This window comes from Streptomyces sp. NPDC036764 (assembly GCF_055609385.1).
In genome coordinates, this window is the sequence record NZ_JBVJPT010000011.1 from 25,205 (window position 1) to 39,600 (window position 14,396).

A 14,396-nucleotide genomic window follows, 5' to 3' on the forward strand; every position below is an offset into this window, starting at 1 on the left:
AGGTGGCCATCGGGCGGCAGTTCGAGGGGCGTACAGGGGCATTCGGTTCATTCCTCCACGTTCCGATGTGCCAAGTCCCCGCCGATGTGACGTTCTCCATTGCGCGGTCGCATCAGCCTCGTGAGGCTCACGGGGAACACGCGTCCGAAGAGCCGTGCGAAGAACTGTTATCCGCGGTTCACCGAGCGATCTCCCAGGTATCGGACAGCATCGTTCGGCGTCGAGGACAGGAAAGTTTTCTGATGAGTACAGAGCCCACGAGGGACCTCGCGGCACTGGTGACGGCCGCCCGCAGTGGCGACCCGGAGGCTCAGGACGCCCTGGTCAGCGCATACCTCCCGCTGGTCTACAACGTCGTGGGGAGGGCTCTGAACGGCTCGGTCGACGTCGACGACGTGGTGCAGGAGACCATGCTGCGCGCCCTCGACGCGCTCGGCGGGCTGCGCACTCCGGAGAGCTTCCGCTCCTGGCTCGTGGCGATCGCGATGAACCAGGTCCGGGCGCACTGGCACGACCGGCAGGCAGCTCCGGGCGGCGTGGAGGAGGCCGAGGACCTGGCGGATCCGGGCGGCGACTTCGTGGATCTGACCATGGTGCGGCTCCAGTTGTCCGGTCAGCGGCAGGAGACGGCACGCGCCACCCGCTGGCTGGAGCCCGACGACCGTGGCCTGCTGTCGCTGTGGTGGCTGGAGTGCGCCGGTGAGCTGACCCGGACCGAGGTGGCGGCGGCGCTGGAGCTGTCGCCGCAGCACACGGCGGTGCGGGTGCAGCGGATGAAGGCGCAACTGGAGGCGGCCCGGGTGGTCGTGCGGGCGCTGGACTCGCGTCCGCGATGCGAGGAGTTGCACGGTCTGCTGGCGTCCTGGGACGGCCGGCCATCGGCGCTGTGGCGCAAGCGAATAGCCCGGCATGCCCGGGGTTGTGTGCGTTGTGCCGGTCTGTGGAGCGGGTTGATGCCCGCCGAAGGGCTCCTGGCCGGCCTCGCGTTGGTCGCCGCGACACCCGCACTGCTGGACCGAGTGCTGTCCGCCTCCGGCGGCATGGCCCCGGTCGGCTCGGCCTCGGCCTCGGTCGCGAACGCGTCCGGCGGCCACGCCGGAGCGGGCCATCGAGCGGCGCGCGGCGGCCGGCAGGTCTCCCGCGGCGAAGCCCGCCGCCGTCGGCGCAACCGGCGCCGGGCCGTCGGAGGTGCCGTCGTCGCGGTCTGTGTGGCGGGCGGCGGGTTCTGGTACTTCGACTCGGAACCCGGCACCGAGGCCGGGGAACCGACGGCCGCGCGGACCGCCGGCGCCCCCGTCCCGGAACTCTCGGAGTCCGGTCCCGTGGAGACCTCGGCGCCGGCGTCCAAGTCCCCGTCGCCGTCCGCCTCGCCGTCCAAGAAGGCAAGCCCCTCCAAAACGCCCAAACCGACCAAGAAGGCCACGCCGACTCCCCGCCCGACCCCGCAGCCGACGCGGACGGCGTCCAAAACGCCCCAGGCGCAGTCGGCCCCGACGGACACCGTCGGGCAGGTCGTCGCGCTGGTGAACAAGGAGCGGGCGAACGCCGGCTGCGGTCCGCTCGCGGAGGACTCCCTGCTGAACAAGTCCGCGCAGGGCCACTCCGACGACATGGCCGCCCGCGGCTTCTTCGACCACACCAACCCGGACGGCGCCGACCCCGGCCAGCGCATCACCGCGGCCGGCTACCGCTGGTCCACCTACGGCGAGAACATCGATGGGCCAGCAGACCCCGGCCGCCGTCATGGAGTCCTGGATGAACAGCCCCGGCCACCGGGCCAACATCCTCAACTGCTCGTTCAAGGACATCGGCGTCGGCATCCACAACGGCCCCGGCGGCCCCTGGTGGACGCAGAACTTCGGCGCCAAGCTGTAGGACGGCCCGCCCGTCGGGCCGCCGGGCGCCCGTCACAGCATGACGTGCTTGACCTGGGTGTAGTCGAGCAGGCCGGCGAGGGAGAGGTCGCTGCCGTAGCCGGAGTGGCGTACGCCGCCGTGCGGCATCTCCGACACCGTCGTGCCGTGGGTGTTGACCCAGACGATGCCGGTGCGCAGCGCACGGGTCGCGTTCATGGCGCGGTCGTGGTCGCGGGTCCACACGCTCGCGGCGAGCCCCTGGGGAACGCCGTTGGCCAGGCGGACGGCCTCGGCCTCGTCGGCGAACGGCTGGACGGTGACGACCGGGCCGAACACCTCGCCCTGCACGATCTCGTCCTCCTGCCGCACCCCGGCGACCACCGTGGCGGCGTGGAAGTAGCCGGGCCGGTCCAGTGACGCGCCGCCGGTGACGACCTCGGCGTGGGCCGGCAGCCGCTCCAACAGGCCGCGTACAACGGCGAGTTGGGCGGCGTTCGCAAGCGGACCGAAGTCGGCGTACTCGTCGTCCGGGGCGCCGGGCAGCCGCCGGGCGGCGCGGTCGGCGAAGCGGTCCAGGAAGGTGTCGTGGACGCGACGGTCGACCAGGATCCTGGTCGCGGCCGTACAGTCCTGGCCCGCGTTGTAGAAGGCCAGCGACGACAACTGCTCGACCGCGTCGTCGAGATCGGCGTCCGCATGGATCAACACCGGTGCGTTGCCCCCGAGTTCGAGGTGCAGCCGCTTGAGATCGGCGGCTGCCGCGGCGGCGATCTCCTGCCCCGCGCGGATACTTCCGGTGACGGCCACCAGCCGGACGTGCGGGTGAGCGACCAGAGCACGCCCCGTGTCACGGTCCCCGCAGACCACGTTCAGCACACCGGGCGGCAGGTGCTCCGCGGCCAGCCGCGCCAGCAGCACGGCCGACGACGGCGTCGTGTCGGACGGTTTCAGGACGACCGTATTGCCGGCGGCGAGCGCGGGGGCGATCTTCCATACGGCCATCATCAGCGGGTAGTTCCACGGCGTGATCTGGGCACAGACCCCGACCGGCTCACGCCGCAGCACGGAGGTGCGGCCCGGCGTGTACTCGGCGGCGGCCGCTCCCGGCAGGTTGCGGGCAGCCCCGGCGAAGTAGCGCAACACGTCCACGATCGCGGGGAGTTCGTCGCCCAGGAACAAGGCCCGTGGCTTGCCCGTGTCGGCCACCTCGGCGTCCGCGACCGCGGCGGCCTCCCGCTCCAGGGCGTCGGCGATCCGCAGCAGTGCCGCCTGCCGCTGCCCCGGAGTCGTCAGCGACCAGCCGTGAAAGGCCCCTTCGGCCGCCCGGCAGGCCGCGTGCACGTCCTCGGGGCCGGACAGCGGGGCCGTACCGTGGGGGAGTCCGGTGGCCGGGTCGATCAACGGCAGGGTGGCGCCGGACGCGGCCGGCACCTCCTTGCCGTCGATGTGGTTGAGACGGTCGGTGTCAGCCACGGCGCAGCGCCTCCTCGGCAGCGGCGCGGCCGGTGCGGACGGCGCCCTCCATGTATCCGGCGACCCACTGGTCGGAGCCGCAGACGTAGAACGGCGGTTCATGGGTGCCGTGCAGCGGGCCGACGGCCATGACCTCGCCCGGCGGCCACTGGGTGACATAGCCCTGCGTCCACCTGTCGGTGCCCCACAGCCGCAGATGGCAGGCGGTCGGCCGCAGTGCCTCCTCGCCGAGCATGCCGGCCATCTCGGCGAGCAGCTCGGGGGTGCGCAGGTGGGGCGGGGTGCCGAGCAGGACGCCGTACCGCTCGGGCGGGACCAGCGCCGACAGGACGCCCTCGTTCTGCGGCCACGTGCTGCCCAGCACTCCCTCCGCCTCGGACAGGCCGTTCAGACCGGCGTCCCGCCAGAAGGGACGGTCGTAGACGGCGGCGAACTTCGCGGCCGTGGCGTGGCGTTGCCGGTGCAGGGAGGCGAGCCGCTCCTCGCTCACCCCGCTCACGGCGACATCCCGCAGCGGGCCGACGGGCAGAGCGCTCACCACGGCCCCGGCGGTGAGGACCTCACCGGAGGCCAGGCGCACGGCGCAGCGCCCAGGGCGGACGTCCAGCGCGGCGACCGGCGAGCCGAGCCGGATGCGCGGGCCCAGCACGCGGCCCAGGACCTCGGCGAGCGTCGCCGAGCCCTCCGCGAGCCGCAGCCCCTCCCAGTCCTCGTAGTCGTAGTCGCCCGTGCCCGAACCGGGGACCGCTGCGGCCTTGCGCAGCGCGGCCAGCAGGGAGATCCGCTCGTAGGAGCCGCCCGCCAGGGCGAGTTGGCCGATGTCCCACAGGCGCACCACCGCCGCGGTGGCCTCCCGGGAGCGCAGCCAGTCGGCCACGGACAGCCGGTCCAGGGCGGTCGCGTCCGGGTGCGACCACGGGTCGTCGGGGTCGACGGTGGCGGCGAGGGCGGTGAACTCGGCACTCAGACGCTTGTGCAGGGCCGGGTCACCGGGGCCGAACCAGTGCGGTGGATCGCCGGCCGAGAGCCCTTCCGGGGTGGCACGCGTGATGCGGCCGGGTTCGTCGACGTAGCCGGGGATCAGTTCGAGGCCGAGTTCCTTGGCGAGTTGGAGATAGGCGGTGTGCCCGTGGCCGACCACCTCACCGCCCAGTTGGACGGTACGGCCGTCGGGTGTACGGGTCTGCTCGACCCGGCCGCCGACGCGGTCCCGGGCCTCCAGGACGAGCACGTCGGTGCCGGCGGCGGCCAGGTCCCGGGCGGCGGCGAGCCCCGCGAGACCGGCGCCGAGCACGATCACGTCGTGATGCATGGTTTCGCTTTCCTCAGTCGGGGGCGCTCAGGCCAGGACCAGGCAGTGCTCGGGCCGCCAGCCGAACTCCACCGTCTCGCCACCGCTCCAGCGGTCCTCCATACGGGCCCGGGCCGTGTTCTGCTCCAGCACCGACAGCGTGACGCCCGGGGCGAGTTCGATCAGATAGGTCGTGGTCGGGCCGCTGTAGACGGTCTCGCGGATCACGCCGCTCAGCATCGACATGCCCGGTTCGAAGTCCGACAGCCAGATCTTCTCGGGGCGCACCGACACACTCACGGCGGCGCCGTCCGCGATGCCGGAACGGGCGCCGACGGCAAGCGCGGGACCCTTCTCCAGGGTCACCTCACCGTCCCGGTAGGTGCCGGTCATCAGGTTGGAGGTGCCCATGAACGAGGCCACGAAGCTGGTGGCGGGGTGCTCGTAGATGTCCTCGGGGGTGCCGCACTGCTCGATGCGCCCGTCGTTCATCACGGCGATCCGGTCGGACATGGTCAGCGCCTCGTCCTGGTCGTGGGTGACGAAGACGAAGGTGATGCCGACCTCGCGCTGGATCTGCTTCAGCTCGACCTGCATCTGCCGGCGCAGCTTCAGGTCGAGGGCGGCGAGCGGCTCGTCGAGAAGCAGTACCGCGGGCCGGTTGACCAGCGCGCGAGCGAGGGCGACGCGCTGGCGCTGGCCGCCGGACAGGGTGCGGGGCCTGCGCTCGGCGAGGCCGGCGAGCTGGACGAGCTCCAGCATCTCGCCGACTCGCTGCCGTATCTCGGACTTGGCGACGCCCTTGCGCTTGAGGCCGAAGCCGACGTTGTCGGCGACGCTCAGATGGTCGAACAGGGCGTAGCTCTGGAAGACGGTGTTGACGTTGCGCCTGTTCGGCGGCAGGTCGGTCACGTCCTCGCCGGCCAGCAGCACCGCACCCTCGCTGGGGTCGCTGAACCCGCCGATCATGCGCAGGGTCGTGGTCTTGCCGCAGCCGGATGGGCCCAGCAGGGAGAAGAAGTTGCCGGCCTCGATGTCGAGGTCCAGACGGTGGACGGCGTAGGAGTCCGCGTACTGCTTGGAGACACCGTCGAGCCGGACGGCGGGGGTCGCGTCCATGGGGATCACTCTCCGGAGAGGATGTCGAGGCCGCCGCGGCGGCCGAAGAGGCGCGGGATGAACAGGGCGAGGGCGATCAGGGCGATGGATCCGGCGAGCATGAGCGTGCCGACCGCGTTGATGGTGGGCTGCACCCCGAAGCGGATCGCCGAGTAGATCCGCACCGACAGGGGCTGCGGGTCGACGCCGGTGGTGAAGTAGGCGAGCACGAAGTCGTCGAAGACCAGCGCGAAGATCAGTACGGCACTCGCCAGCACGGCGGGAAGGAGCGCCGGCAGGGTCACCAGCCGCACCGCCTGCCAGCGGGTGGCGCCCAGATCCATCGCGGCCTCCTCCACCTCCGGGTTCAGCGCGGCGACCCGGGAGCGCAGGATGACGGTGACGTAGGAGATGGAGAAGGTGATCTCGGCGAGCATCACCGTGCCGGTGGACAGGGGTACGCCCAGGCCCTTGAACAGAAGCATCGACGCCACGCCCGTGACGATCTCCGGCGTGATCAGCGGCACCAGCATGATCAGCCCGGCCAGTGAGCCGAGCCGGGTGCGACAGCGGACCAGACCGACGGCGAGCGCCACTCCGAGGAGCACCGAGCCGGCCATCGCCACCAGGGAGATGCGCAGGCTGGTGCCGAGGGAGGCGATGAGCACGTCGTCGTGGACGAAGGCGCGGTACCAGCGCAGGCTGAAACCGTCGAACACGGTCAGGGACTTCTGGGAGTTGAAGGAGAACAGCGCCACGACCGCGATGGGCAGGTAGAGCAGTGCGAAGAACAGTCCGGTGATGGCGATCAGGACGCGGGGCCTGCGGTGGGTGCGGCTGCGCTTGCGCGTACGGGCGGACTCGCGGGCCGGAGCGGTGGCGGAGGGGGTGCTGACCAGGGTCATCGCAGTGCCTCCGCCTCGTCCTTGCGGGTGCGCCGCAGATAGCCGAGCATCCCGATCAGCAGGACCAGCATCAGCAGCATGGTGAGCGCCGAGCCGAGCGGCCAGTTCTGGCCCTGGAAGAACTTGTCCTGGATGAGGTTGCCGATCATGATCTGGTCCGGGCCTCCCATGAGCTGTGCGCTGACGAAGTCGCCCATCGCGGGCAGGAAGACCAGGACGAGTCCGGCCGCCGCGCCCTGCCTCGTCGCGGGCAGGGTGACGAAGAAGAAGGTGCGGACCGGGCCGCCGTACAGGTCGCGGCCGGCCTCGATGAGGGAGACGTCGAGGCGTTCCAGCGCCGCGTACAGTGGGATGATCATGAAGACGACGAAGCCGTAGACCAGTCCCGCGACCACGCCGAAGCCGCTGTTGAGGATCTTCGTGCCGTCGTCGGCGAGGCCCATCCCGCGCAGAGCGCGCAGCACCGGTCCGTCGTCGGAGAGGACCACCGACCAGCCGTACATCCGCACCAGGTAGTTGGCGAAGAACGGCACCACGATCGCGGCGATCAGCGCGTGCTTGTACCGGCCGCCGTACAGGGCGATCGTGTACGCCACCGGATAGGCGATCAGCAGACAGATCACGCAGGTCAGCAGGGCGTAGCCGAGGGAGCGGGCCAGGACCTCGGTGTAGGCGGGGTCGGTGAGGGCGCGCACGCCGGCCAGGTCGAAGCCGAAGCGCGGGTTGCCGAGCTCGTCGGTGGTGCCGACCGCGAGGACCGCGACGAGGACCAGCGAGGCGATCAGGAAACCGGTCATCCACAGGGTGCCCGGCAGCATGAACCAGACCCACATCCGGTTGCCGGAGGTGTCCCGGCGGGGGCGGGAGGGGCGGAGCAGTGCCATGTCTCAGCCCGCCTTCACATGGGTCCAGGCGGCGTCGCGGGCTTCCTCCGCCGCGCGGCCGCCGTTGCGGAAGAACACGTCGGCCCTCAGGTCGTCCTGGGTGACCAGGCACTCGGGGAAGGGCTCGACCAGGTCGGCGTAGATCTTCTCGGTGCCCGCGACCGGCATCGGGTAGCCGATGTACTCGATGTTCTTCTTCACGTTCTCCGGCCGCAGCATGTAGTCGATGAACAGCATCGCCGTGCCGGGGTGCGGGGCGTTCCAGGGGATGGCATAGCAGTCGGAGTTGATCGGCGTGCCCTCCTTGGGCGCCTGGAACCCGAACACGGACGGGTCGTCGGCCGTGTTGAGCATGGCGGCCATGTCACCGCTCCACGCCTGCTGGATCAGCGCGTTGCCGTTGAGGAGGTTGTTGTAGCTGTCGCTGGAGAAGCCGCGCAGCCGTGGCCGCAGGGTGCCCAGCAGGGAGGTGATGCGGTCGAGGTCGCCGGTGTCGCCGGTGCTGACGTCCAGGCCGAGCGCGAGGGCACCCATGCCGAGGACCTCGTCGCGGTCGTCCAGCAGGAAGACCTTGCCCCTCGCCCGGTCGCTCCACAGATCCCGCCAGGAGTCGTTGAGCTCGCCGATCTTGTCGCGCCGCCAGCCGATGCCGGTCTTGTACGCGGTGAAGGGGACGGTGTGCGCGGAACCGGGGTCGTACCACGGGTCGGCGAAGTAGTCGTATGCCCCGAATATGGCCTGGGAGTGGGCGAGCCCGGAGTGGTCGATACGGCGCAGCCGGCCTCCCCGGGCCAGCCGCTGCGCCCACTTGGCCGTGGGAAAGATGATGTCGTAGCGATTGCCCGCGTTGAGCTTGGCGACCATGCCTTCCATCGAGTCGAAGTTCGACTGGATGACCTTGACGCCGTACTCCTTCTCGAAGCCCTTGAACACGGACGGGTCGACGAAGTCGGCCCAGTTGAAGTAGACGAGATCGCCGTCGACGCGCGCCTCGACCGGGGCGAGCTGGTCGGCGTCGGGTTTCTTGGCGGGCATGAACCCGCAGCCGCCGGCCGCGGCGGCCAGCAGACCGCCGGCGCCCGCCCGCAGCACGGCGCGTCGGGTCGGCGGTGGTACCTCGGGGGACATGGAACGTCCTCTCCGTCGAGGAACGGCACAACTCCAGGGCGGGACCGGCTGGTCGGCTCACTTCGGGCCCTGATTCCGTAGTGAATGACCGGTCTGGGGAGGGTGCGTGCGCGGCTCAGAGGGCGCGGGATAAGGCCGTGGCCGACGGCAGGCGCACGGCGGAGCGCATGTGCGGGGTGTGCGGGGGCGTCATCGTGCGTCCCCCTCCAGGTCCCTGCGGACCCGGCGGGCGAACCAGCCGACCGCGGCCTCGCGCTGCGACAGCGGCCCCGGCTCGAATCCGGGTGTCCGCATCCCGGCCTGCACGCGCTCCACCAGCTCGGCGTCCTCGTCGTTGGTCTCCCAGCCGATGTGGATGTTCAGCCGCCTGGCCAGCCGCGTGCGCATGCCCTCGCCGACCTTGGTGTAGAAGGCGCCGGGGATCGCCGCCCGGTCCTGGGCAGTGGGCAGGGCGGTCCACGCGAGCACGTGGTCAGGGTAGAAGTCGATGAGAGTGTTCGGGTAGATCACGGCGTACCGCCATACCCGCCGGTCCTCCTCGACCAGCCCCGGCATCGGCGTCGCGAGGCGCTGGTAGAGCCGCTCGGTCCAGTTCGACGAGGGCTTGTCGCGCAGCGGCGACTCGAACAGGACGTAGCTTTCCTGTACGTCCACCGTGTACGCGGCGTAGTCGAGCAGTCGCATCAGCGCCGGATGGGCCACCGGGACGTGGTAGCCCTCCAGATAGTTGTCGACGATCACCTTCCAGTTGGCGTTCTGCTCCTCGCCGCCCTTCAGGTCGTGGATACGGTGCTTGCCGACCGGCACGAGGCCGGGCCCGGCGTAGCGTCCGACGGCCTCGGCGAGCCCGGCGCAGCTCTCGGCGAGGGGGGTCGCCTCCATGTCCAGGTTGACGAAGACGAAGCCGAGGAAGGACTCCACGTTGACCGGGTGCAGCCCGAGCCTCGGCTTGTCCAGGCAGGGGATGCGGCGGGCCTCGGGGGCGCCGACCAGGCGGCCGTCCAGCTTGTAGGTCCAGCCGTGGTATGGGCAGCGGATCGCCTTGCCCGACGGCTCGGGGTCGGTGACCAGACGGGTGCCGCGGTGCCGGCACACATTGAGGTGGGCGGCGAGGCCGCCGTCCTCGGTGCGCACGACCAGCACCTCCCGGCCGGCGGCGGTGGCGGTCAGCCGCGCGCCCGGGCCGGGGAGATCGGACTCGTGGCAGACGAGCTGCCAGGACCTGGCGAAGATGCGGTCGGTCTCGGCCTGCGCGATGGCCGGATCCGTGTAGTAGCGGGCCGGCAGGGCCTCCCCGGGATGTTCGGGTGGCGGCTGCGGCCGGGCAGGTGAAACGGTCTCTGCTGCCCGGGTCGTCGAGGGGTTCATGGGGTCCTCCTCCGCGCCGCTGCGGCGGCGATGGGCGGTGAGGGATGGGCCGGGACCAGGGGCAGGTACGGCTTCCGGACCTGCCGAGATCCGGCTGACTGATTGGTTAGTCAGAGTGGGACCGGAGCGGTGGCAAGTCAAGACTTGTGGGCTGACTAATTAGTTAGTTAGTCTCGTGGCAGGCGGATGGCCCTGGCCCGCAGACGGATGCCCGGACGCCCTCCGCAAGCCCGCGGGCCACAGGCCCGCGCCACGTCGGGGGTCCGGATCCGGACACCCCACAGCTCCCCGCCTCTCGCGTCACGGCAGCGGAGTATCCCCAGCCCACGTCATGGCCGCGCCACCCCGGTCCCCGGAGCACCCGGAGCCGGAGCGAACCCGGAGGCACGCATGAGCGCTCACCGCAGTCTCGTCTGGCTCGGCCTCACGCCGGAGCCCGAACAGGAGCTGCCCGCAGCGGTGGCCGCCCTGCGGTCCCCGGTCGCCGGCCACCCGCCGTCGGCCCTCGTCGCCGCCGAGCGCCACCGCGTCGAGCGGCTGGTGCTGCGCGGCACACAGCGCGGCTGGCTGCGCTATCTGCGCGAGGTCACCGACCTGGTCGTCCAGGCGGCGGGATCCCGGATCACCGACCCGAATGCGGCGCTGCTCGCCGGCGAGGTCGTCCTCGACCACCACCGCATGCTGATCGGCCTGCCCGGAGCGGGCTACGACCGCACCGCACTCCAGCGGCGCGAGCTGGAACGGGCGCTGGCGCGGCTGAGGGCACGCCCCGAACTCGTACTCGTCGCCACATGTGAGCCCTGGAGCACCATATGACCGGCGTGTTCTCCCTACTCCCCGAAGGACGGGCCGGCCTGCTGGTCCCGCCGCCCGATGCCGGACCGGCCGGCGGCGAGGACATCGACGGGTACCTCTCCGTGGGCGGCTACGCGCCGCTCGTCGCGCCCGACCGGCTGCTCGACCGGATCGCCGCCGCGGGGCTGCGCGGCCGGGGCGGGGCCGGTTTCCCCGCCGCCGTCAAACTCCGTGCCGTCCGCGACACACCGGGGCCGCGCGTCGTCGTCGCGAACGGGGAGGAGGGCGAGCCGGGTTCCGTGAAGGACCGCTGGCTGCTGCGGCACCGTCCGCACGTCGTCCTCGACGGTCTGCGGCTGGCCGCGGCCATGACCGGTGCCGAGCGCGGCTTCGTGTACCTCTCGGACACCGCCGCCGAGCGGGCCGTGCGCGGGGCGCTCGCCGAGAGTGCCCCCGAGCTGCGCATCGACGTCGTACGGACGGAGCACACCTATGTCGCGGGGGAGGAGAGCGCCGTCGTACGACGCATCGACGGCGGTCCGGCGCTTCCCACGGCCAAACCCCCGCGCCCGTTCGAGAGCGGTGTCGGCGGTGCGCCCACGCTGGTCGCCAACGTCGAGACGCTGGCCCGTGTCGCCTTGATGTACTCGCGCCCCGACGAGGCGGACGCCGTCGCGGCGAGCCATCTGGTGACCCTCTCCGGTGGCGTCGACGGTGCCGCGCTCGTGGAGGTGCCCGCCGGTACGCATCTCAAGGTCCTCGGCGATGTGTGCGGGCACGGCAGGGCCGGGGCGGTCCTGCTGGGCGGAATGTTCGGCGGGCTGTACGGCGAGGGCTGGTCCGACCTCCGGCTCGACCACGACAGCCTGAAAGCGGCCGGCGGATCCCTCGGCTGCGGTGCGCTGCACTTCGCGCACCCGCAGGACTGCCCGGTCGCCGTGGCCGTCGAGGCCGCCGCCTACCTCGGGGCGCAGAGCGCCCGGCAGTGCGGGGTGTGCGTCTCCGGCACCGGGGCGATGGCCAAGGCCCTCCAGGCCGTCGCCCGCGGGCAGGCGAGCTACGACACGGTCAGCAAGCTCCAGCGCTGGTCGCAGCAACTGCCCGGCCGTGGGGCCTGCGGACTGCTCGACGCCGCCGCCCGCGTCGTCGCCACCCTCCTCGCCCACTTCCCCGACCTGGTCGACGGCCACGGCCGCTCCGCCTGCCCCGCCTGCGCGGGCACGGCACCCGAGGACGGGCGCCGCTTCACCGTGCCGGTGCCCTGAGCCAGATCCGGATCTCGCCGGGCACCTGCCCACCCCCAGACCTCACCGCGCCGAGCCGCGCCGAAAGGACCGCACCGTGAAACTGCTGCTGGACTCCACCCGCTGCCAGGGCTACGGCCTCTGCCAGGAACCCGCACCCGAGCTGATCGACCTCGACGACTTCGGTTACGCGCTGATACGCACGACCGAAGTGCCGCCGGGTGGTCGGGACGCCGCCGAGGCCGCCGTCGCCGCCTGCCCCAACTCCGCGCTGCGGCTGGTGAAGTGACATGGGACGTGACCTGTCGGCCCTCTTCGACCCCGTATCCGTCGCCGTCGTCGGAGCCAGCGACGACCCGGCCAAGTACGGCCACGCCATCGCCGCCCAGGCCATCCGCGCGGGCGGCCGCCGGCCCGTCCACCTGGTCAACCGGCGTGGCGGCACGGTCCTCGGCCGCACTGCCGCGCCCAGCCTGAGCGCGCTCGGCGAACCCGTCGACCTGGCCGTGGTCTCCGTGCCCGCCGCCGGGTTCGAGGACGCCGTCGAGGAGGCCCTGCGGTGCGGGGCCCGGGCGATCGTCGCGATCACCGCCGGATTCGCCGAGACCGGCGACGCGGGACGCGCCAGACAGGAGGCCGTCGCCGAACGGGTGCGGGCCGCCGGAGCGGTGATGGTGGGGCCCAACTGCCTCGGCCTGGCCGACAACACCACCGACCTGTTCCTCGCGTCCGACACCTTCACACCCGGCGGTGTCGCCCTGCTGAGTCAGAGCGGCAACCTCGCCCTCGAACTCCAGCTCCGCTTCCGTCCGCACGGCCTCGGCTTCTCCCGCTTCGTCTCGCTCGGCAACCAGGCCGACGTCACCCTCGTCGACCTGCTCGCCGACTGCGCCCGGCACGAGGGCACCCGGGCCATCGCGGTGTACGCCGAGGACTTCGGCGACGGACGTGCCTTCGCCGAGGTGGCCGCCGACGCCGGGAAACCGGTGGTGCTGCTCACCGCCGGGCGCGGGGACGCCTCCGCGCGCAGCGCCCAGTCGCACACCGGGGCGCTGACCACCTCGGCCGACGTCGTGGCAGCCGCCTGCCGGGACGCCGGGGTGGAACTGGTCGCCACCCCGCGCGAACTCACCGTCGTCCTCGCCGCGTTGCACGGCGGACGCCGGGCCGCAGACCGCCGGGTCGCCGTGCTCACCGACGGCGGCGGGCACGGCGTCATCGCCGCCGACGCCGTCGAGGCCGCCGGGCTGACCGTGCCCGAACTGCGGGAGCCGACGCGGGAGCGACTGCGTGAGGCGCTGTGGGAACAGTCGGCCGTCGCCAACCCCGTGGACCTCGCGGGGATGGGCGAGCAGGACCCCGGCTCGTACGCGGAGACCGTCGCGGCGCTGCTGGCGGCCGAGGAGGCCGACGCCGTGCTGATGACCGGCTACTTCGGCGGGTACGCGGCGGCCGAGGGCGGACTCGGGGGAGGCGGCAAGGCGCTCGCGGACGGGGAACAGGCCGCCGCACGTCTCATCGCGGCCCGCCACCGCGCCACCGCCAAACCCCTGGTCGTGCAGTCGATGTACCCCGACTCACCCACCTGCCGGACGCTCGCGGCCGCCGGCGTGCCGGTCTTCGGCGCCACCGAGGACGCCGCCCGCGCACTCGCCGCCACCGCATCCGGCGCACCCCGCACCGGCGTGACCCCCCTGCCCAGCCCCGCGACCCCGCTCGGTGAGAGCGGCTATCTGGAGACCCGCAGGGCCCTCGAAGCGGCCGGACTCGCCTTCCCCGCCGCCCGTGAGATCCACGACGAGGCCGAACTGCTCGCCGTGACCGAGGAGTTCACGGGCCCGTACGTCCTCAAGGCCCTCCATCTGCTCCACAAGTCCGACGCCGGGGGAGTGGCCCTGCGTCTGGCCGGTCCCGACGAACTGCTCGCCGCCTTCCGGAAGATGCACGCCAGGCTGGGCGCCCCCTCCTACTCGGTGGAGGCGATGGCGGACCTCACCGACGGCATCGAGCTGATCGTCGGCGTCAACCGCGACCCCCGCTTCGGCCCGGTCGCCATGGTGGGCCTGGGCGGAGTACTCGCGGAGGCACTGCACGACATCGCCTTCACCCTCGCCCCCGTCCCCGCCGACCGCGCCCTGCACCTGCTGCGCGGGCTGCGCACCGCCGCCCTGCTCGACGGGGTGCGCGGCCGGCCGCCCGTCGACGTCGACGCGGCCGCGCGGGCCGTCGAGACGATCACCGCGTTCGCCGCAGCCCACCCCGAGATCGCCGAGATCGAGGTCAACCCCCTTCTCGTACGGCCCGACGGGGTCCTGGCCCTCGACTCCCGCGCCGTACTCGCCTGACCGAGCCGC

At 72.2% G+C, this 14,396-nt stretch carries 11 protein-coding genes and 1 pseudogene; 5 read left to right on the forward strand and 7 right to left on the reverse strand.

Going from position 1 to position 14,396, the window contains the following annotated elements; all coding sequences use genetic code 11:
- The first annotated feature begins 242 nt into the window (after window positions 1-242).
- Window positions 243-1,875: pseudogene (locus ACZ69Q_RS31575) on the forward strand (sigma-70 family RNA polymerase sigma factor).
- Between the two features lie 32 nt (window positions 1,876-1,907).
- Here ACZ69Q_RS31575 and ACZ69Q_RS31580 read toward each other — a convergent pair.
- The 7 genes from ACZ69Q_RS31580 to ACZ69Q_RS31610 form a co-directional block, all read right to left on the reverse strand.
- Window positions 1,908-3,329, reverse strand: a complete 1,422-nt coding sequence (locus ACZ69Q_RS31580; protein WP_471048320.1) for an aminobutyraldehyde dehydrogenase — start codon at window positions 3,327-3,329, stop codon at window positions 1,908-1,910.
- Window positions 3,322-4,641: a flavin monoamine oxidase family protein gene (locus ACZ69Q_RS31585; RefSeq protein ID WP_471048322.1), complete on the reverse strand. Its 1,320-nt coding sequence runs from the start codon at window positions 4,639-4,641 to the stop codon at window positions 3,322-3,324. Before ACZ69Q_RS31585 ends, ACZ69Q_RS31580 begins: the two co-directional genes overlap by 8 nt.
- 27 nt (window positions 4,642-4,668) lie before the next feature.
- Window positions 4,669-5,739, reverse strand: a complete 1,071-nt coding sequence (locus tag ACZ69Q_RS31590; RefSeq protein WP_471048325.1) for an ABC transporter ATP-binding protein — start codon at window positions 5,737-5,739, stop codon at window positions 4,669-4,671.
- Between the two features lie 5 nt (window positions 5,740-5,744).
- Window positions 5,745-6,623 carry an ABC transporter permease gene (locus ACZ69Q_RS31595; RefSeq protein ID WP_471048326.1) on the reverse strand — a complete coding sequence of 293 codons (879 nt, stop codon included), beginning with the start codon at window positions 6,621-6,623 and terminating at the stop codon, window positions 5,745-5,747.
- Window positions 6,620-7,507 (reverse strand): ABC transporter permease, encoded by an 888-nt coding sequence (locus tag ACZ69Q_RS31600; RefSeq protein WP_471048330.1) that lies wholly within the window; start codon window positions 7,505-7,507, stop codon window positions 6,620-6,622. The genes ACZ69Q_RS31595 and ACZ69Q_RS31600 overlap by 4 nt, the downstream gene beginning before the upstream one ends.
- A 3-nt stretch (window positions 7,508-7,510) precedes the next feature.
- Window positions 7,511-8,635, reverse strand: a complete 1,125-nt coding sequence (locus ACZ69Q_RS31605; RefSeq protein WP_471048333.1) for a polyamine ABC transporter substrate-binding protein — start codon at window positions 8,633-8,635, stop codon at window positions 7,511-7,513.
- A 189-nt stretch (window positions 8,636-8,824) separates the two neighbouring features.
- A complete protein-coding gene (locus ACZ69Q_RS31610) occupies window positions 8,825-10,003 on the reverse strand; it encodes an aromatic ring-hydroxylating oxygenase subunit alpha (protein ID WP_471048336.1) in 1,179 nt (392 codons plus the stop codon).
- Between the two features lie 390 nt (window positions 10,004-10,393).
- On the opposite strand from ACZ69Q_RS31610, the gene ACZ69Q_RS31615 reads away from it, so the two are divergent.
- The 4 genes from ACZ69Q_RS31615 to ACZ69Q_RS31630 all read left to right on the forward strand — a co-directional run bounded on the left by ACZ69Q_RS31615 (window position 10,394) and on the right by ACZ69Q_RS31630 (window position 14,387).
- Window positions 10,394-10,819: a hypothetical protein gene (locus tag ACZ69Q_RS31615; protein WP_471048340.1), complete on the forward strand. Its 426-nt coding sequence runs from the start codon at window positions 10,394-10,396 to the stop codon at window positions 10,817-10,819.
- On the forward strand, window positions 10,816-12,063 hold the full coding sequence (locus ACZ69Q_RS31620; RefSeq protein WP_471048344.1) for an NADH-ubiquinone oxidoreductase-F iron-sulfur binding region domain-containing protein: 1,248 nt from the start codon (window positions 10,816-10,818) through the stop codon (window positions 12,061-12,063). The genes ACZ69Q_RS31615 and ACZ69Q_RS31620 overlap by 4 nt, the downstream gene beginning before the upstream one ends.
- A gap of 76 nt (window positions 12,064-12,139) precedes the next feature.
- Complete coding sequence (locus ACZ69Q_RS31625; RefSeq protein ID WP_471048347.1) at window positions 12,140-12,331, forward strand: ferredoxin; 192 nt, start codon at window positions 12,140-12,142, stop codon at window positions 12,329-12,331.
- Window position 12,332: 1 nt separating this feature from the next.
- Window positions 12,333-14,387, forward strand: coding sequence for an acetate--CoA ligase family protein (locus ACZ69Q_RS31630; protein ID WP_471048350.1), 2,055 nt, complete (start codon window positions 12,333-12,335; stop codon window positions 14,385-14,387).
- Window positions 14,388-14,396 lie beyond the last annotated feature (9 nt).